24 protein-coding genes are annotated in these 19291 nt (G+C 45.8%); 17 read left to right on the top strand and 7 right to left on the bottom strand.

The annotated features are described in order from the left end of the window. Positions 1–438 precede the first annotated feature (438 nt). Both CIL02_RS11405 and CIL02_RS11410 read left to right on the top strand, forming a co-directional pair. The gene (locus tag CIL02_RS11405) at positions 439–633 is read left to right on the top strand and encodes a hypothetical protein (RefSeq protein WP_094401817.1); all 195 of its coding nucleotides are present in this window, start codon (positions 439–441) and stop codon (positions 631–633) included. Positions 634–645: 12 nt separating this feature from the next. Beyond that, a complete protein-coding gene (locus CIL02_RS11410) occupies positions 646–1179 on the top strand; it encodes a hypothetical protein (RefSeq protein WP_094401819.1) in 534 nt (177 codons plus the stop codon). Positions 1180–1578: 399 nt separating this feature from the next. On the opposite strand, the gene CIL02_RS11415 is transcribed toward CIL02_RS11410, so the two are convergent. From CIL02_RS11415 to CIL02_RS11430, 4 genes are read right to left on the bottom strand one after another with little or no spacing between them, the layout of a single operon-like run. Then, on the bottom strand, positions 1579–2202 hold the full coding sequence (locus CIL02_RS11415) for a CatA-like O-acetyltransferase, family 2 (RefSeq protein ID WP_094401915.1): 624 nt from the start codon (positions 2200–2202) through the stop codon (positions 1579–1581). 59 nt (positions 2203–2261) lie between these two features. Next, positions 2262–3044 carry a helix-turn-helix transcriptional regulator gene (locus tag CIL02_RS11420; protein WP_094401820.1) on the bottom strand — a complete coding sequence of 261 codons (783 nt, stop codon included), beginning with the start codon at positions 3042–3044 and terminating at the stop codon, positions 2262–2264. Positions 3045–3079: 35 nt separating this feature from the next. Next, positions 3080–4093, bottom strand: a complete 1014-nt coding sequence (locus CIL02_RS11425; protein ID WP_094401822.1) for an alpha/beta hydrolase — start codon at positions 4091–4093, stop codon at positions 3080–3082. 57 nt (positions 4094–4150) lie between these two features. Then, on the bottom strand, positions 4151–4810 hold the full coding sequence (locus CIL02_RS11430) for a hypothetical protein (protein ID WP_240513666.1): 660 nt from the start codon (positions 4808–4810) through the stop codon (positions 4151–4153). 1013 nt (positions 4811–5823) lie between these two features. Between CIL02_RS11430 and CIL02_RS11440 the strand changes: the two genes are divergently transcribed. From CIL02_RS11440 to CIL02_RS11460, 5 genes are read left to right on the top strand one after another with little or no spacing between them, the layout of a single operon-like run. Next, positions 5824–6096 (top strand): hypothetical protein, encoded by a 273-nt coding sequence (locus CIL02_RS11440; protein ID WP_094401825.1) that lies wholly within the window; start codon positions 5824–5826, stop codon positions 6094–6096. Positions 6097–6108: 12 nt separating this feature from the next. Further along, positions 6109–6354 carry a hypothetical protein gene (locus CIL02_RS11445; RefSeq protein WP_094401919.1) on the top strand — a complete coding sequence of 82 codons (246 nt, stop codon included), beginning with the start codon at positions 6109–6111 and terminating at the stop codon, positions 6352–6354. Continuing rightward, positions 6351–6746, top strand: a complete 396-nt coding sequence (locus tag CIL02_RS11450; protein ID WP_206073495.1) for a hypothetical protein — start codon at positions 6351–6353, stop codon at positions 6744–6746. Before CIL02_RS11445 ends, CIL02_RS11450 begins: the two co-directional genes overlap by 4 nt. Positions 6747–6768: 22 nt before the next feature. Beyond that, positions 6769–7050 carry an LPD28 domain-containing protein gene (locus tag CIL02_RS11455; RefSeq protein WP_094401827.1) on the top strand — a complete coding sequence of 94 codons (282 nt, stop codon included), beginning with the start codon at positions 6769–6771 and terminating at the stop codon, positions 7048–7050. A 36-nt stretch (positions 7051–7086) separates the two neighbouring features. Then, entirely contained in the window at positions 7087–7560 is a 474-nt protein-coding gene (locus CIL02_RS11460) for a hypothetical protein (protein ID WP_141210223.1), read from the top strand. A gap of 210 nt (positions 7561–7770) precedes the next feature. On the opposite strand, the gene CIL02_RS16390 is transcribed toward CIL02_RS11460, so the two are convergent. Beyond that, the gene (locus tag CIL02_RS16390; protein ID WP_170935084.1) at positions 7771–7944 is read right to left on the bottom strand and encodes a hypothetical protein; all 174 of its coding nucleotides are present in this window, start codon (positions 7942–7944) and stop codon (positions 7771–7773) included. Between the two features lie 8 nt (positions 7945–7952). On the opposite strand from CIL02_RS16390, the gene CIL02_RS11465 reads away from it, so the two are divergent. From CIL02_RS11465 to CIL02_RS11485, 4 genes are all read left to right on the top strand, one after another. Continuing rightward, positions 7953–8525 carry a phosphoribosyltransferase gene (locus tag CIL02_RS11465; protein WP_094401830.1) on the top strand — a complete coding sequence of 191 codons (573 nt, stop codon included), beginning with the start codon at positions 7953–7955 and terminating at the stop codon, positions 8523–8525. Beyond that, positions 8515–9030 (top strand): SLOG family protein, encoded by a 516-nt coding sequence (locus tag CIL02_RS11470; protein WP_094401832.1) that lies wholly within the window; start codon positions 8515–8517, stop codon positions 9028–9030. Before CIL02_RS11465 ends, CIL02_RS11470 begins: the two co-directional genes overlap by 11 nt. Positions 9031–9464: 434 nt before the next feature. Then, the gene (locus CIL02_RS11480; protein ID WP_094401834.1) at positions 9465–11177 is read left to right on the top strand and encodes a ParB/RepB/Spo0J family partition protein; all 1713 of its coding nucleotides are present in this window, start codon (positions 9465–9467) and stop codon (positions 11175–11177) included. A gap of 454 nt (positions 11178–11631) precedes the next feature. Further along, positions 11632–11997, top strand: a complete 366-nt coding sequence (locus CIL02_RS11485) for a hypothetical protein (protein ID WP_094401921.1) — start codon at positions 11632–11634, stop codon at positions 11995–11997. 88 nt (positions 11998–12085) lie between these two features. On the opposite strand, the gene CIL02_RS11490 is transcribed toward CIL02_RS11485, so the two are convergent. Next, positions 12086–12973: a bacteriophage abortive infection AbiH family protein gene (locus tag CIL02_RS11490; protein WP_094401835.1), complete on the bottom strand. Its 888-nt coding sequence runs from the start codon at positions 12971–12973 to the stop codon at positions 12086–12088. A gap of 169 nt (positions 12974–13142) precedes the next feature. Continuing rightward, the gene (locus tag CIL02_RS11495; RefSeq protein WP_094401837.1) at positions 13143–13769 is read right to left on the bottom strand and encodes a recombinase family protein; all 627 of its coding nucleotides are present in this window, start codon (positions 13767–13769) and stop codon (positions 13143–13145) included. Positions 13770–14304: 535 nt separating this feature from the next. Between CIL02_RS11495 and CIL02_RS11500 the strand changes: the two genes are divergently transcribed. The 6 genes from CIL02_RS11500 to mobV all read left to right on the top strand — a co-directional run bounded on the left by CIL02_RS11500 (position 14305) and on the right by mobV (position 19289). After that, positions 14305–15219, top strand: a complete 915-nt coding sequence (locus CIL02_RS11500) for a hypothetical protein (protein ID WP_141210224.1) — start codon at positions 14305–14307, stop codon at positions 15217–15219. A 20-nt stretch (positions 15220–15239) separates the two neighbouring features. Continuing rightward, positions 15240–15689, top strand: coding sequence for a hypothetical protein (locus tag CIL02_RS11505; RefSeq protein WP_094401840.1), 450 nt, complete (start codon positions 15240–15242; stop codon positions 15687–15689). Positions 15690–15708: 19 nt separating this feature from the next. After that, complete coding sequence (locus CIL02_RS11510) at positions 15709–16062, top strand: hypothetical protein (protein ID WP_094401842.1); 354 nt, start codon at positions 15709–15711, stop codon at positions 16060–16062. 23 nt (positions 16063–16085) lie between these two features. After that, positions 16086–16700 carry a hypothetical protein gene (locus CIL02_RS11515; protein WP_094401843.1) on the top strand — a complete coding sequence of 205 codons (615 nt, stop codon included), beginning with the start codon at positions 16086–16088 and terminating at the stop codon, positions 16698–16700. Positions 16701–16752: 52 nt separating this feature from the next. Next, positions 16753–17583 (top strand): hypothetical protein, encoded by an 831-nt coding sequence (locus CIL02_RS11520; protein WP_094401845.1) that lies wholly within the window; start codon positions 16753–16755, stop codon positions 17581–17583. A gap of 230 nt (positions 17584–17813) precedes the next feature. After that, positions 17814–19289 carry a MobV family relaxase gene (mobV, locus tag CIL02_RS11525; protein ID WP_094401846.1) on the top strand — a complete coding sequence of 492 codons (1476 nt, stop codon included), beginning with the start codon at positions 17814–17816 and terminating at the stop codon, positions 19287–19289. Positions 19290–19291: the final 2 nt, after the last annotated feature.

Below are 19291 nucleotides of genomic sequence, written 5' to 3' on the forward strand. Positions count from 1 at the left end.
GTGATAACCGGGCAGAGGGTTTCTTCTGTATAGAAAAGATTGTCTTGGGTGTTTCCCGGACTACCCTCCGGCATACCTATTATACATATCAGATACCCTCTTATCCACTGTCCACCGGTCCCTTTTTACATAGTGGGAACCACCTGATCCTACTTGCCTTTTGTATGTAGAAGCACCTGTTATACTAATCTTTTTAGAGTATCTTTCCTTGAAAGCCGTCCGACCGTGGTTTACGGCGCGAAGTTCGGCATCCGGGAGCGATGTGCAAGGTCAGGCTTTGTTTCAGCGAGATTTTGCAGCATGGGTGAAAAATCATCTTGAAAACCTTGCCTTTCGCCCCTTGACGATGCCATTGTTATGCGCAGATAAACCTCTTGCGGAAGGCTTCGGAAGGAAGATTCCAAGATAGGGAAATAAAAATTAAAACAAAATTCAGCGATGCGAACAAAAAGAATGACAGCAGAACAAGGCAGAAGATGTGGCATCAGCCGCTTCCCAAACTGCCACTGCACAGGCTCAATAAAGGGCATGAAGAAACTCTATTACGGAAATGATGCGCTTCTTGTAAGGTGTGGGCAGTATGTCTATAATGTGACAAGCGAGCCGTCAATATACAATCAAGCAACAATATAATTTCATACGGACATGAAACAGATAATATGGACAAGTGACTATCTTTTAGATGATAAGGCGAGAAAGGAATACGAGAACTCACAGCGTTACCTACTCGATGATGACGATTACAAAGTCAGCGATACGGAATGGGCAGAGGTTGTCAATGATAATCTGTCGGACGAGCGCATGAACCTTGACAAACAGATAGAAGGTGTTGTCATAGCATTTGCCGACCTCGGTTTATGGGACGGCAGACGGCAAGGGTACAAGATACTCGGACATAACATCAACGGCATATTAAACGTGTCGGAAGATGATAACGAATGGTATGGCGACGGTTTCAACATCCGTGGCAGCCTCTCACATCATGACGGCACCCATTATGTACTTTACCGTGTGGCGAAAGACATTGACGAGGCGGAACGTATAGGTGAAATGATTTACAACCGTGAAATAGACGAAGCCGGCTTCCGCAAAAAAACACGCTCGCTTTATCCGTATGTGGCGGAGATTTATGGGTGGAAAACAGGACGTTTCAGAAGGGCTTTTCAAAAAGCGGTGTGACCGATGACACGCTGATTTCTCCATGAGGGGTTGTAAAAATCCTTCATGGTGGAACGGCATGCCGTCCTTTCCCTTTATATCTCCGTTTGCCATCCGACCTGTTATACGGAATATTCCCTTTTGTGACATAGGCTTCCCGCCCTATAATAGCGGAATGTCTGTAAATTTCCAGCAAAACATCAGGAGCGAGGACCGGATGACCGGCATCACGCTTCTTTCTTTTTTGCAGGAAATCTTATCGGCAAACATGACACATGCCGTATGCTGACACAAACGGCAAGAGTCATTCTTCAGTTTGCCTGGCAGACATCATATACCCACCCGTGCCTATGTCTTTCAAGTCGTCCAGGTGGCCGATTCCTATTTTTATCCAACAGATTTCATGGTAAGGACTTGCCTTTAGTCAATAGCCACCTTATTTATCTCGGTCTGCAGTATATCGAGGAATTTTGCGGCATGGGCACCGTCCATTTGAGTGTGGTGGAATTGGAAAGATAAAGTCAACTTTGTTTTGAACCAACTCTTACGGTATCGCCCCCATATCATAAACGGATTATTGAAGATACCACTATACATCCCCACGGCTCCGTCGATTGCATATTGGGCCAATGCGGATGTGCCGATCACCATGCTGTCGGTTATATCATGATTCTCGCAAGTCTCCGCCACTCGTTGCGTCAGACGGAGATAATTGGCATTGAATTTAGCCACATCCGGAGAATATGGAATGTCGCATGAACTTACTTCTCCGGTCTTGTTGGCAACAATGGTATTGACCGCTATCGAATCATAGCGGACAAGTCTGTCGCCCACAGGAAGCATAAAGAACTCTCTTACCTGGCTTGCCGCTTTGCCGATACACCAGCAAAGCAGCATATTGAATTTCAAGCCGCTTCGTTTACTGATTTTTCGCAATTTACTGACATTTATGGTACGAAACAATGTAACCATAGGCATTGGGACATTCATCCACATTTCAAATGCGTATGCGCGGGTTGTCTCCACAGGATTGACTTCTTGCATCATTTTTTTGATGCAAAGTTACGCAGACATTTTTGCATGGGATAGAAGAAAAGAGACATTCACACCGGATGGGTGAACAAATCGGAATATGGCTCACAATGGTTCAATAGTGATTTGGGTGTGTAGCCACTCATAACCTTGAAGTCCCGGATAAAATGCGACTGGTCGGTAAAACCGCAATGGTAAGCTATATAGGCATAATCCCGTGAACCGCATTGCAACATCCTGAGCGATTTTTGAAATCTGACAATCCGGGCATATTCCTTCGGATTCATGCCCACCTGTTCACGAAACACACGTTCGTATTGTTTCTTGCTCAGACAAGCGTTGTCGGCAAGGATATTGATTGGAATGGCCGAGGTGTTCAATAGTTCCCTTATCGAATTGCCTATTCTTTGAATATTCAATGTCGGTTTTACTTTACCCAGCAGCCACCGTTCAAGGATGCCAAGGGATTCGTCACTACTTTGGCAATCGAATATCTTTGTGGCAATCTCGCTGAGCTGTCGGTTATCAATATCATATCCTGAAATCTCCCGGTTGTAAAAGGCAGATGGCGGTGTGTCTATGAACATCCCTATGGTATGCGGATAAAACACAGCCACAATCATGTCCAAATTTCCATCCGATTGAATATGTGACGGGAAATTCACTTGCCCACTTATAGTAAACCTGTTCTGGAGACTATTTAGTTCGGGAACATATAGTGGTGATTTGCGGTGGAATATAATCTGAAGACAACCAATGGGAAATGTCAGGACACTGAACGGCTCATCGTCCTCCAGCATCCAGTAATAACGCACATACGGGCGTAACTCTTGTTTCGGTTGGATAATCCTCATGACATACGTGTTTTGTATGTGAATACTGTTTTCCTTTATTTTGCAGTCTGATCTGAATGTCTGGAGATGAACTCAACAGATTCTTTCACGGAACGGCAGAATGCCGTCGGCTGTCCGGCAACCGTTATAAACAGATGGACTGATCCGGGAATCAGAACATATTTCAGCTCCACCCCAAGTTGCGTCAGCCTGTCTGCGAAGCCTGCCCCTTGACACCGGAGTATGTCTCGTTCAGCCGCCACAAGCAATGTTGGTGGCAGTTTGGCAAGAGCCGAATCAGCCGCTTCTGCAGGAGATACCAACGGATGGTGTGGTTCTGAGGTATAAGCATCGTTGAAAGCGTTCATTAGTTCACTGTCAAGTCCGAACCCTTTCCCGAATTGTTTCCATGATTCAGAGTCGTCTGCATAAGCTTTTGTGACAGGATAGAAGGTAATCAGACTGTTGAAAGTATTCTCGGGGAAACTCAGTGCCACGGCTATGGCAAGATTTCCGCCGGAACTGTCTCCACCAACAGAGATGCTGTCACATTTCCACTCCGTCATCTTGCTTTGAGCAAATTTTATGGCATCAATGCAATCTTTCAAACCTTCGGGAAAAGGATGCTCAGGCGCAAGCCTGTAATCTACGGCAAGCACAGCAATGCCCTTCTCAGCCATTGCTGCGCAATATCGGGAACAACTGTTTACACTGCCAATCACCCAACCGCCACCGTGGAAATAGACAAGTAGTGGTATCGTGTCGTTATCATAGCGATCGCTACGGAAGAATGTCAGGTTGTTGCCTATGTCAGTGCGGGTCACTCCAATGGGTAATTCAGCTGCCAGGTTTCTTGCATTTCTTACGTTAAAAAGCAAGTCGTCATCGCCGGCAATCGCCTTGCGGATCGCTTCTGTCTGGCATTCCTGAAGTTTGTCCGGCATATTGGCAAGAAATGAATCGGCTTCAATACGTTCCGTATTCTTGTCGCAGTCGGTATTTGCGGAATATAGTGAGCATGCGCACCATATTACAAGTGCAACAATAAGCAACCTGTTGAATTTTGACATCAAAAACATTGATCTAAATGGAATTATCTTTATAGAAAAAAGAGTTCTTTATGTTGTCTATACTTCTTTTGATATATATGGAGGATAATCGTCTTTTGATAATCTTTTTTCCAATGTTTTCGGATTGACATCCCAAAGTGTAGGAAGATACTCATATACAACTTTTCCTTCATTAAGATAAACACGGATTCTGGAATCAAAAGCTACAGGCTTATATTTATCCTCATCAATAGGATTATCCCTATACAGTAATTGGTTTTCCTGCCAACAGAGTTCCTTTCCATCAAAGACGACATCAAATATACCACATACAACTGCATCCATCGTTTGGTTTTGAACTGTCGTGGAAACACAATGCATATACCCTGTTAATTGATTTGTACTTTTCCTCATTGCCAATTCATAACAAAACACACTTGTACCTGTATAGTCTTTAGCGATGGTAGTTCTCACACCGTTCTCATCTAAATTAAAAATCTGTTCATGGGTTATGGTAGTGAGATTAAACTTAAAGCCATTTACTGTTCTTTCCAGATTGGAAAACACCATTTGGTCGCTGTATATACCTTCCAAATTCCCATCTCCAAGTGTATAGACAACCTCATCAGTAGCCAATTTCTTGCCAATAAGGTGATTCTCTAAAAAGTGAATAATTTTATCTTTCATATCTAAACGATTATTAGTCTTTCCAGTATTGGAATTGAATATATTTTCCATATATTTTACTTTACTGCTTTTTTATTGCATGACATTTGCGTAAGGTCATTTCATCGGCAAATGCCTGTTCACCACGTTCACGGATATAGTTGATACATGCAGGACGGTCTGACCCGAACAAGAGACCTAAAACATTCCCTATGGGATTGGAGAAAATCCTGCAATCTGTAACATCCCTATCGCACTCAGCACAGGTGTGAAAACCGCAGCCTTTGGCACATGTCCTGATTTTGCACCATGAAGTTTTCTCATTAAGGTGGCAACCGGGGCATTGTTCCGTAAGATACTTACGACATGCGCCACAATACAGCCCGCACGCAGCTATCAGTTGTTTGTTTGCTTCAATCTTTTTCACTACTATTCACATGTGCGCCCCATAGTCCAATAAGGCTGATTATTAAATGCAAAAGCGCGGACCGCAATACCACTTCTAATTTGGAGGTCGTAGGAAACCTTGCATACAGATGTAGTAATAGCAGCCCACGCTATAGCGTGAGAACCACCATGCCATCTTAGTATGCAATTTGAAAATTTCCTACGTTTCCAAATACCTGATGAGCATAACGCTTCTTATCTTTTCGTATGTTTCGGACAAGAGTTGCCTCTATCCGGGTGCAAAGTTACTCATTTTTTGCGGCAATCTCTTATAATTTAATGGCTTTCTGCGTTTGGGCTGTAAGATTTTGCCTCACATCGTATTCTCGCACTCCCCAAAATCCAGTTATATGAAATCAGAACACGCTATGTTCTGAAACACCTCTTCTATATTGTCTTTTTTGTGTTCGTTCGGTTGGCCGGCCTCAGATGATTGTTTTACCGCGAAGTTAAGTCCGTCCGGCAACCGTCAAGGCCATACCTGTCGGTGACTTCCGAAAATCTTCCTCCTGCGGAGCGTATTTTCGTGTCAGCCTTGCCTTTATGCCTGCCGTTAGCTTCGTGTTTGCAGTAAAAAATTCCTCTAAGTCCGGAACACACCGGAAGAAAGGGAAAAGTAAACTTAAAAAATATCAGTTATGGACAACAGGCCCAACAAGGAACAGGAACTTGCAAAACAGGTGGAAATGGCTCTAAACTCCTTCAGCTTCAGCCCCAAACTGTTTGCAGCAGTTATCCCGACAATGCACCGCACGTTACAGCAGTCGCTTTGGCGGCTCATAAAGGAGTGCATTAAGGTTATCGCTGACGATAAGACAGGACACGATGACCGCAACATGGCGTCACATCTTGAAGCCAAGGAGATGCTTGAATACTTAAACAAACATGGACGGCACATTCCGTTCGTATAAAATCTTATGGATATGGAACAGACACTCTATCTACTTACAACCCTCATTGAAATGCAGGACAGCATTTCTGACGGACACGCCCCATATCGTTCACTTGACGATGCGATGAAAGCGTTTGAAGATGAAATCGCAGATTGCCAAGAAAACTTCAACGTGCAACACGGTAGCACCCTGATAGACCTGCCACGGTGCAAGGAATGGAGAACAGAGGACGGTTACGGCTATACGGTGACAGTCGAAGAAATGACACTGCTATGAAAAAGCCAAAATACAACTACATCTACAGACTGATTGACCGGATAACCAAGTCCGGTCAATCAAATAATGACAGTTTTACCTATTACGGGCATCTTGTGGAACTGCAAAGCGGTACAAGAGGCTATGTTTCTGTGACACTGTACAAAACAGATGACAGATATGGTGGTGAACTCGCAGATTTTAGTTTCGACTATTGGACGCTTGAACTGCATTTTGTCAGCACAGTAGGAAAGGCTCTAACGGAAAGCATCATCTATGCTTTCAGACATTTTTATACTCCCCGGACTATTCGCATATCATACGATGAATACGAGTATGAGGACGAGGATACGACCTATGAGTATGACGAAACAGATTGGGACAAGCCGCCTGTAAAACGGTTCAACAAGTGATAACCATCAAACAAAAAGTATTATGACATTCGATTACAACAAGGAACACAAGACATCCATGTCGCTGGTGCTTGAGAACGGTATTTCAGTAGAGGGCGAGTTTATCGACCTCAGAATAACAGTCGATACCCTGCCCACAGGGAAGCAGTGGTATCAGATACGCCACTGTGACGATGATGGCTCAGAACCCGCATCGCTGAAAAGGGGGTGCGTGGTTGTAAACTTTTTCGGCACTTTCATCTGCGACCCGATAGACGAAATGAAAGACGGTGACGAACTGGAGATAACAGAATGGGATTGGTAAATGACCGCCCCTGTATATAACTTAAAACATGGATATATGAAAGTAAAGAATTTTGCGACATTCGGGCTGTTTGTTGACGGCGAAATGATAGACAGCGGAAGCATACACGCTATGGAGAACGAGGCGACACGAAGAATCTTAAGCGGTCAGTCTGAAGCCGCCCACATATCTGTCTTTGACTTCGACGGCGACAAGGTAGTGGAGAAAGTACCTGTCTTATCGCTCCGCAGAAACAATGACGATATCATCATCGCCAATATGCTGTTGCCCGACAATTCCGAAAACGTCAGGAAAAACCTCACGCTGATTGAGATAAAGGATATTGTCGATGAGATAATGGAGTGTGACTCTTTGGTTGACCGCACCGAGTTTGACACGGTACGGTGCAACATCGGCGGCGGTATGCTGTGGCTCTGCGACCTTGAGAAGCTCCAACGGCATTTCGACATAAAGGGTGTTATCGCCGAAGGAGATAATATCGCCCTGCTTATCCGCAATTACCAACTTTGACCTTTTTCCCTTTGCCTTCCCCACCGAGGCAAAGGGAGCATGCTTTTTTATAACGCTGAAGCGCAACCCCTTTTTAATGCGTAACAGTCCATACCTGTTTTATCTCCCGGTTTTATCCGTCGTACCTGCCTGTTATAGTTCTCTGCCATGATTTCATACATACCGCCTTACCTCTACGGATTATTTCTGCAAAGGTAGCGGCAGGCCTTGTCAAACGGCAAATCCCGGACGGCAAGCCTTATGGGAAATCTTCCTCCATTTGTATGGAGTGTATTTCTCATCCTTGATTTGCCTTATTGCCGCCATGCCCCTTTGCCGGCAGAAAAATCCCTCGCGGCAAGCCGGACAGCTTCCGAAAAAAGGGAAATGATAAAAATTAAACATATCGTATTATGGCAAAGGTAATTGATGAGAAAGTCAAGAGACAGCTGGAGAAAAAGACTACGTTCTTCCTTAAATACTTCCCCGTGCGCATAAAGAACGTGGGCGAGGACGCTGTGGAAGCACGCAAATTGGTCTGGGCGTTTAAGGATGCGGAAGACGGAGCATGTGAGAAAGTGGCACGGATGACAGCCGACCACATCAGCAAGGAGTATGGAGGCAGAGCCAAAGACATCGTATTTGTCTGTGTTCCTGCAAGCACGCAGGAGCAGAACGAAAACCGCTACCGAAAGTTCTGTGAGAGGGTCAACGAAATGACAGGCATCCGCAACGGCTTTCCACACGTGAGAATATCGTGTGACAGGCTTGCAGTGCATGAGCACCGCCACGACAAGGCTGTCCGCACGGCACAAGTGATAGAGTTTGATGATGATTATTTCTATGGAAAGGATGTCGTGGTCATGGATGACATCATCACCACCGGCATGAGTTACGCATTGTTCGCCAACCAACTTGAAGTGTTCGGGGCAAACGTATTGGGCGGCATCTTCCTTGGACGCACACATTACCGCTATGGGAAATAACATAAATCCAACTGCCATTGACAGGCGGTGTTCCGCGGCCTTTACGGGACACCGCTCACTTCCCAATGGAGGAACGGCAAACGTAAAGGCTGCCTTGACGGAGCTTATCAGAGATTGGCACGGAGAAGGTATCACCAATTATATGTGCGGCATGGCATTGGGCTTCGACCTTATGGCGGCAGAATGTGTGCTGCAGGCAAAAGCGGATTTCAACGACATCACGCTTACAGCCGTTATACCATTCCGCGACCAGTGCGAGATGTGGAATTGGAATGACCGCCAACGCTACCATGCCATTTTACAACAGGCGGATTTTCACATATTGCTGAGCGAGGTGTATTATAAAGGCTGTTTGCTTGTGCGTAATGACTTCATGCTCAAACATGCGAGCCGGATTGTTGCCTACTATGACGGGCGACGTCGTGGTGGCACATACTATACCTGCAACAAGGCTGGAGTCATGAACATTCCTGTCCTTAACTTGTATGACCATTTGTCGAGATGATATACAATGGGATAATCCGTCCGTGGAGAGGGAAAAAACCTCTTCACGGAAAGCGCAAGGCTGCCCTCTTATATCCTGGCCGGTCATCCAGGCCGTCTTAACCTGTTTTATCGCATTTACCTTGTTTACAACCTCTCGGTGTTATCTCACTTATATCATTCGCATTCTCTGGTCTTGCCCTGGTTCTTTCCCTTCGTCACCGGTTTGGTTTTATCAGATGCGAAGTTCGGCCGGCCCGCTTGATCCGGCGGCTTGAAGTGCATTTCTTGCAAAATCTTCCTCCAGTGGAGAGTATTTGGCAAGAAAAGCCGTCGTATGAAGCTGATAAGACAGCCGTGTGTTGCATCTGTAAAACCCCAAAGCGGTTCCGGGAAAAAGGGACTGAAGAAAGGGAAAAATAAACATTCAATAATAACCCATAAAATTACAAGGAAATGGAAGCAACATTTAATCAGACAGCAGTAAAGGACATCACAATGGTTGCAATCTCCGCAATCCGTCCTAACAGTTTCAACCCACGCAAGCACTTTGACGAGACGAGTTTGAACGAACTCGCAGACAGTATTCGTCAGCAAGGAATACTACAGCCTGTCACCGTGCGCCCCACAGCAGACAGCAACGGCTATGAACTTGTGTTCGGTGAGCGAAGATACCGTGCTGCAACGATTGTCGGCATGCAAGAAATCCCTGCCATAATCAACGACCTTTCCGATGAAGAAGCCGAGGAAATCGCCATTACCGAGAACCTCCAACGCAAAGATGTGACACCCATGGAAGAAGCCAATGCCTACCAACGGCTCATGGAAAGCGGACGGCACGACCTTTCTTCCCTTGCCGTGCAGTTCGGCAAGAGTGAGGCTTATATCCGTACAAGACTGAAATTCGCATCGCTTATTCCCGAAATCGCCGCCTTGTTGGAAACGGACGAAATCACGGTCAGCATGGCAAGCGAAATTTGCCGTTATGGTGAGGACATACAGCGTGAGGTGTACGAACAGCACCTGAAAGAAGATGTGACATATAGCAGTTGGCGAGGACAGAAAGCCTCTGAAATCGCAAGGAACATTGAACGGCAGTACACCGCAGACCTTGACCGTTATTCTTTTGACAAGACCCTGTGCCTGTCATGCCCCCACAACACAAACAATATGTCGCTTTTCTGTGAGGGTTGTGGAAAATGTGCAAACCGTACCTGTCTTGCCGAAATGAACGCATCGTACCTTGTGGAGAAAGCCCTGCAGGTATTGGCAGAAAACCCCACTGCAACGCTCGGACATTCTGACTATGACTACAACCTTACCGTTGTGGAGCGTCTTATGGCTATGGGGCATGAGGTGGAGAGTGCCATGTCATACGGTACGGTTTATCCACGACAGCCCGAAGCACCCGAAAAAGAGGACTATGACAACGAGGAAGCCTTTGAAACCGCATACAGTGATTACGAGCAGAAACAGAACGACTATAGGGAAAAATGCGCTGAGATACACCGCCAAAGCGAGAATGGCGAAATATCGCTCTACGTGAAAATAGGAAGCAACAACATAACGCTGTGCTATGTAAAGAAGAACAACATCGCAGACGATACGACACAAGGACAGCCACTTTCTCCTGTGGAAAAGCTGGAGAAACAGGACAAGCGAAACAAGGAAATCGCCCTCGAAAAGACTATCGAGGACACCAAGAAGCAAATCCTTAACATAGATGTGGCAGAAGTCAAGTTCGGAGCGGACGAGGACAGAATGGTTTATTTCTTTTTGCTGTCAAGCCTACGGAGAGAGAACTTTGCCCTGTTAGGTATATCCGAAGAACACTCCCCATACCTCAATGACGAGGATAAGATGAGCATCATCGCCAATTTGACGGCAAAGACGAAGGCTGTTATCCGCAGAGATTTTCTGATAGCGCAATTCAAGGACGCATACAGGAACAATGCCACAGCAGACCTTATGCTTGACTTCGCACGTAAGCACATGCCGGAAGAACTCGCAGCGATTGAGGACGGCTATAACCAAATCTATGAGAAGCGACACCAACGCATTGAGGAAAGGAAAGCCGCTATTGTGGCTAAGGAAAAGCCAACGGAAGAAAATGACGGCACAGCAGAGGCGTCCACCGAAGAAGCGAAGCCGGAAGAAGCAGCGGCATAATGAACGACAGGCAGGGTGGAGAAATCCGTCCTGCCTGTATGCTTAACATACCGTCAGATAACAACGTGCGGCGACACTTCCTGTTATACTAATTCTCAATTCATCTTCCAGTAATAAACTTTTATACGAATCACTTGGGGTTCTTCCACTTATACACAATGGTGCTATATCATGTCAACCGTCCTGTCGGCTCTGTTTTTCTCTTGCAAAGTTACTGCGAGGTGAATTTGGCCCAAGTACCGCCATGCTATCGAGACTTTATTTTGCGGATGCCTTCCACGATTTGTGGCCAAATCGGGTATTCCACAAAATAAAGTCTCGATTCCTTGTGCATATTCCCCTGTCATCGCAGTGATGGACGCAAGTAAAAATCAAATCCCGACCGGACGGAACGAAGATCCTGATGTAAGGGGAAATAAAAATTATTCATAAACACTTAAACATGAGCGTCTATATGGAAAAAGATTATGTGATGTCTGTTGCTGAAACGGCAAGGCAACAACTATTTGGTATGACCCGGACTGCTGTTCTAATGTCATGGGGCATAAGTGGTTTATATGCCACAGAGTTCAAGGACATGCCGGCATTGAAACTTAAAGTCAACGGAAGATTGTTCAAGGGGTTTGTAGTAATAGCCCTGAACGGAAGCGACTATTACGAGGTCTATCTTACAAATGATACCGAGACGAGACTTGTCAGCGATGAAGTCTGCTTTGACGAATTTGGAGAACTGATAGACCGCCATATCGAGCGCGGAGACAATCAAGAAGAATACGATAAGTTTTGTAACAGCCAACTGATGAAGCTCGTGACGGGTTAACGGGTTATGACAGATACAGGGCGGTGAGATGTCCGAGGATGTCTCACCGCCCTTACAAGCTACAGCCGTAACCGTTTATAATATAAAACTACCTGTTGATTTTCCTGACATTAGTTAGTCCTACCTTTTTTACAAACGAATCAATTCGCTTCAAGTCTGCAGGAACGTGATAGAATATTGTCCATGGTTTATCAATCCCGATATGTTTTACAATTTCTTCCATGTATGGCCAATCAACTTCGTAAAAAGAATGTCCATAAACAGCAACCTGTTCTATATCTGATAAACTATTAAAGAAGTTCTGGTTTTGATGAATGATAGCGTTCGAGTCTTTTATTAAGCCATTCATCCACGCTATTATTTTTTTCCAGGTTTGTTGCAGGTATAACATTTGGCTTTCATCATTATACGCATCTTCAGGATCTCGGTAATTATTATGCCCCATAACATATTCTTTATCGGATAATCGTGACCCGTGAATATGTAATATATTAGATTCTGGTATAGCATATATCCTTTCCAGTGTTTCCGTATAATTGAATGTCAGATATTTGCTTTCTATAGGTAAATCACGAATCTTTTTAGCCCCATTTATATTGATACTATCCACCCAACTCCTGAATTCTTCAAGGAACTCATCTAATATGGGTTTGAATATCCAGTCTGGGGAATCTTCCACTGCTGCCATAGAACGGGTCGGATGGTCATAGTCGAAATTCTCATCAGGTTTACAATACTCCAGAATACTATCTTCATCATATTCTCCAAGGGCTGTTTCAATATCACCCCATACATCCCGCTGATTACTAAAAAAAGTGTCCATCAGACCTATAAGGCGATGCTTACCGTTCTTTTGTAACCATTCTTTAAAATTGCTATAACTGGATTCAATACCGCTTGCCAAATCAAATCCATTGCCTATAACGATAAGTGTCTTTTTATTTTGTTGCTTCGTTTCCGGAAATAAATAATTCATATAATGTGGTGTTTGTAAGAATCTATATTATTTTACGTGCATGCAGATTTCCCAAAGCTGATTGATACATAGCTTCATTACATAAGTGATAATATATTTTCAGCCTATTGGAACAGTCTCACACCTATTTTTAGAGAGCAGGCAGAAAGACGTTCCTTTTTATATGCTCTCAGTCCTCCTTTTTCTTTCGAGGGCCGAGTGGTCCTTTCCAGCGACCGCGATCAAGCTGCACATTGGCTTCGTTCAGGATGCGGAACACGCTGCTCCGACTGCTAAATCCAGACTCCTTGAAAATTTCATCAATGGAGAACCCTTCGAGATACATGTTGACAATACGCTTGTTACGCTCGACACGCCCCATCGCTTTGTCGCTAATGCTCTCGATATGCTTCTTTATCCTGCTTATATGGTGTGAGGACTTACGGATTGCGTTTGCCTCCTGTGGTAGCAGGGCAATGGCGGTAAGCACGTCACTTGTCTGCGTTCCGGGAAAAAGCTCGTTGCCCGAATCAATCCTATCACGGATGGACACCAGTCTGATGTTCTTCACCCGGCAGAACTCCAGAAAGAAGACGAGCTGCCTCGCACCACGCAAGGCATTCGACAGTTTGGGTATGACAACAGTATCCCCGAACTGGACACGCCCCATAAGGCTGTCCCACATTGTCCTCGCCTTGTCCGCAGACAACAATTCCTCCCTTACAATCTCTACACAGCCGAAGTCTTCCATCCATCCGCTGTCCGCAGAGAAGTCCTCGTAACCGGGAGCCGTCATTATATATCCTATTTTTGCCATCGTGTATAAGAGTATGATTTCGTCTGCAAAGTTAGCTAAATAATCCGACAACTTATCAGACTCTTCCCAAAATAAGCCATTCTGACGCCATTTTTATGATTATTTATCGAATATAACTGCTAAACGATATAAAGTTCATCATATTCACAGATTATTATCTGTTGTCAACAACAGATTTTTCACAGCAAAAACCGAGTATGATTACACTCATTTACAAATTGTCTTTCAATGTCTTTCCTTTGCAACTTCAAAAGTTACAGCCATTTGCAAAAATCGCATTTAGAGTATGATATTTCAATTAAATATAAATATAATCACGATTGAACTTATATCTCGAAATTATACTCTACTTTCGCAGCATCAAACAATCGCTTGTGCGACAAAAACAGATATTGATATGACTGATTATCCGTCAAAAAAGACAATGGCGCGACAGATTGCCGCCTTGTTACCAGTGTTCTTGCTGGGAATGTTGGTTTCCGCCTGCAACGGCAGTGATTCCGAAGCAAAAAGTTTTTCTGGTGCCAATGCTGCGTTGGAAGATTACGAAGCCTTCCTGCGCTCTGTATCCAAACAGAAGACACTTTCAAACTCTGAGCTTGTATCTTCCGTCTTGGAATGGAAAGCTCTTGATGATTCGGTGACAGCTGCCATGTTCCGTGACAGCGTACATACGAACCGTGCAGTTGCTGATTCGACATATTTTTCCCTGCGCGATTCCATTACTGATAAACTGACTTCGCTTGTTGACAGCCGTAAACGGTCGTTTCAGGATTATCTTGACTTCTCGCTGGCCGTCAACAGACCGAGACTTGACTCGCTCTCAAACCAGTTGATGATGTCAGCACACAGATTCTACGCCTCGATGGATTCCGTTCCTGTTTTCAATATGGACAATGTTTCTACCATTCACAGGTATGAAGACATCCTCGATGATGCAACCCGCCGTGGGATTCATACAAAACGAGACCTGTTCTTGTTCCTTCGGAATGAGGACAGAGCCTTCCGCTCTTTTCTCGTTCATCTGCCGACACTCGGTGGCATCCCTCTCGCCAAAGTCCGTGACGGCTCGTCTGCCCTGATGAAAGAGATGGTCGAGTTGTGCCAAGGAGATAATCCGGCATTTACCACTTCCGAAGTTATCATACTGCTTACGATGCGCAATAACCGACGTCTGTTGCAAAATGCCCTGCAATGCGTGAACGACATCAACAACCGCAAAGTCAAGGGCGGAGATCAGGCGGCAGCCTATCTGTGGATGCTGTTACAGCCATGGATTTCATTTGACGGCTTAGCCCTCTCGCTTATGAGCGAAGCACAAATAGGCACACTGAAGATATTGGCCACAGAAACGCCGAAGTGCGTGGTCAAACTTGGGAAACCGCAGTTTCCCATTGATACGGACGAGCTTCCCTCGCTGCTTATCAAAACCACCATCACAAATCTCTGACACGAAAAACGAATACAATTATGCTTAAACACAAAATTGAGAGATTCATCACATACATCTCCATGCAGATGCCATCACTGATGTCACGCGCGAACTATGCCGGTGCAGAAATCTTCGACGGCATGGCCATCCTTGAGTTCAAGTTACCGAAGCCCTGTGACATAAGCGACCTGCTTGACGAGTTTGACGACCAGATGGAACTGATTATCCTTTACCATATCATCCCGTCTGAAGCAACAGTCATGGGACACCAGTGCTGCGCCTATTCCAATCCGTCATTCGACTATCTGTATAAAGTCAACGGCATCAGTGATGACAACGGCATCTGCGATACGCTGTATGCCTCGCTTTACGATTCGCTTGAAAATTTCGGGCTTGACCTGCAGGCAGAGCTTAACGACCAGACGGCGAAAAGCAAGGTTGTCTTTGCCCGCAAGGAGGAAGATCTCCTGCGCGATTTTATGAAATAAAACCAGAACCATTTGTAGGATGAAAGAGACCGCTTACAATAGGATTGTCGAGATAATCCGTGTAAAACACACCTGGATAACCGTGCTTCATGCCGACAGGGGACGCAACATGATGGTTCAGGTAGGACGTGAACTTCGGGAAGTACGTTGCCGTGTGCTTACACTTGTCGCCCTGCGTAAACACGGGCTGTATGGGAAAGGTCATGTGTGGGACATTCCGGAGTACAATCTTGAAAAGGCGGTGCGCTCACTCAAACGCGATCCTCGTTTCAAGGAGCGGTGGAACAAAGATGCAATAAATCCTGATGACATTGAAGAGATTATAAACCGTGCATCCTATGGATTCATCCGGCTCGAACTTTCCGATTTATAACTGACAACCCAAATAACACAACCATGCTAATAAAGATTCTCTACACACTGATGTTTCCGACATTCCTTGTCGTACCGTTCCTGTATAAAAACAAACGGCCTGCCATGCTCATCTTCTACCGTAACATGGCAATGAGTTTCGCTTTCAGAAAAGTGTACACCAAAATGTTGCTGCTTTTTCTGCTGGCATTCCACTTCTATCACCTGACGATTTTCCAGAACCATTATGACCTTATCCCGTCATCGGTACTGTGCTTTGCGATGTTCTCCCACAATCTCTGTGAAAGATTCATCGACTTCCTTCAGGATCGCCGTGTCCTGTGGGTCGGCATGGTTCTCTCCTTGACGTGCCTCTTCATTCCGCACTTCATGCCTCTTGGCTTTTCCATCGGTGTGCTGCTCTGCGGAACAGTCTTCTATCCGTCTCGTCTGCTCAGGGACTTAATCCTTCTGACGAAATGTGCGTATCGCCCGGATTGCTACGAAGACCTGCTGGAGCTTTCCGAATTATATTTCCGTTGGAATGAATCAGGAAACTCTATGTTGCAGGAATCAGAGCGAGAACGGAAGCATGTGTTTAACGAAGAAATAGAGGATGCGGAGTTTGAAGAGATCGGGCATGAACAGGACGAAGCGTAATCATAAACCAGAAAATATGAAATCAGAAAATACTTTTAGTCTCACCTTAAACATGGTCCTGCTCCGCAGCCTTCAGGAAGACAGGCCTGCTGATGGCGGACGGCTGTCACGTTACAGCGCGTTTGTCTATTTGTTGGAACGTGCGAACAAAGAGCCGGGCAAAGCTATATCCTACGGACAGGAATTTCATCTTTCCGTTGGCCAGCTTGTGACTTCATATAGCGAGCTTGCTGTCGTTTGGGGATGGTCACGCGACAACGTGCGCAATTTCTTTCTTGAGATGACCAAGACCGGAGCCATTTTGGTTGAACGCCAGGGGAAGGCGACGGTCATATCCATTCCCGTATGCATGACCGGCACTCCGACTCTCACAAGGCTTCCGTCCCGTGAAGAACGTGACCGTCTGCGTTTCATCTTCGGCACGATGTCCATCGAGGAGCTGGCAGACATGTTCGATACTGTTATTTCAAAGACCGAACAGGATATCGGAAAGCTGGAAGCTGACGACCCGCACGACATTAAAATCGGACGACGGCTGCACCGGTTGGTCAATCACCTTGTGTTGCACCCCTCCGGTTTCTTTCCAAAAAACGACCGTGTGGCGGATGCCTTGCGTTGTCTGTTCATTGATGACTGCGATTCCGATTTTGCAAGGTTCTTCACCTTGCTTACCATCGGCGGACTCAAACTGATAGATGACCGCTGCGACAACACGGAGTTCCCGCTGTCGTTACCGGACACTACGATGCAACGGCTCGCTACGGTCCTCGAATATTATTCTCCTTTTATAAGGCACGGTGTCCTCACCAACCCGACCGCCTTTGGCTGTCAGGAACGGGCTGCGCCCGAAGCAGGAACCGATGCGATTCCGCATACGGGATAACGCGGCGGCTTGCCGCCTCATTATCGGACGGGCTACGCCCAAAAAGGCCGCTTTGCGGCTGTTGGGAAGCATAATACCCCGGATTTTCAGCAGAAAACCGGGACAGACCGCCAAAAGCGGCAGCAAGCTGTGACGTTATGGAAGAATTTTCTTCGCAAAATTCAAAAAAATGAAGCCGGATGGCTCCAAAAAAAGCCTTCGGGAAATCAAAAAAAACGACTAAAAAAATCATGGCAAATTCACCAAAACAAGTCATGGATCTCAAGGTTGCAAAGGGCTTCACCGAAGCCCAAAGCGACGAGCATAAACGCAACTGGGACGACAAAAAATGGGGCCGGGCATCGGGATATGGTGCTTACGACCGCACACGAGACGGCCTGAATTTTGAGATTGTGAAGGGAAAAATCATCCCTCTCGATAAGAAAAAATCCATTCCTGGCCGCATCCGTGAGATACTGTCGGCACGTGGAATCAAAGACCCTAACGAGGGATTGCCGGAGCCGAAATTCCGTACGGTGGTGAACTTTATTTTCGGTGGTTCACGTGCAAGGATGCACGAGTTAGCTTTCAGAACTCAGACTGTAAATCTGAATAAGGATGCCGACAATTCCCATATAAAACGCTGTCCGGACATTGAAAAATGGGCACTGGATGTGTATCGTTTTGTCGCCGACAAATGGGGCGAAGAGAACATTGCCGGATTTGTCGTGCATCTCGATGAGACGAACCCGCATTGCCATTGCACCTTGCTTCCGATCAAGGACGGACGCTTCGCTTTCAAGAAAATATTCGGAGGGAAAGACCTGTACGACTACAAGGACTATATGCGGTCGCTCCACGATGAATTTGCAAAAGTGAATGAGAAATGGGGACTGGTGCGAGGCTCCGACATATCAAAGACTGGGGCAAGAAATATCCCTCCGCATGAATACAGACGGCTGTTGAGCAGGGAATGTGCAGACCTTGAGACACAGATAGAATCGGACAAATCGTTGCTGCAACAGTTGAAACTTGAAGTATCTCATGCCGAAAGAAGGGTAAAAGGACTGACCACGATGATATCCAATCTGGAGAACCGAAAGGCCGAACTGGAGCAGGAAATGGTGCAGCTTTCCAACGATTTGCAAGCCGGAAAAGGAAATGCAGACGAGTTGCAAAGGAACATTGACAGGCTTAGCAAAGACTATGAGAAAGTGCTGGATTCCCTTACGGATAAGCGTCAGAAACTGACCGAGGCAAGTCGAAAATTATCTGAATACCGGGAGCTGGAGGAAGAATCAAAAGAGAAAGCCAACGAATACCGGCAACAGGCAGAGGACTACAAGAAAGATGTCCGAGAGGCATCCGGCGACCTTGCCCAACAGGTTCGTTTTCGCATTGCGGATGCTTTCGTGAATGATGTCATTGACAGCCTTAAAAGCATTTTACCAACGCTCGGCGAAGCAGGTTCGGCATTTGACAACACACTGCTCGGAGACCTTGCGGAACGTGGCGAGGAGATTCTAAAATGTGCTGGACTGTTGTTCGCCGGATATGTTGATGGCGCCACAACTTTTGCCGAGGGACACGGTGGCGGCGGAGGCGGAAGCGGCCTGCCATGGGGACGGAAGGATGACGAGGACGACCTTCTTTGGGCACGGCGTTGTCTCTTCCGTGCGGCAAAAATGATGCGTCCGTCAGGCGGAAAATCTGTAAAACGTAAATGATA

The organism is Prevotella sp. P3-122 (assembly GCF_002251365.1).
Taxonomy (GTDB): domain Bacteria; phylum Bacteroidota; class Bacteroidia; order Bacteroidales; family Bacteroidaceae; genus Prevotella.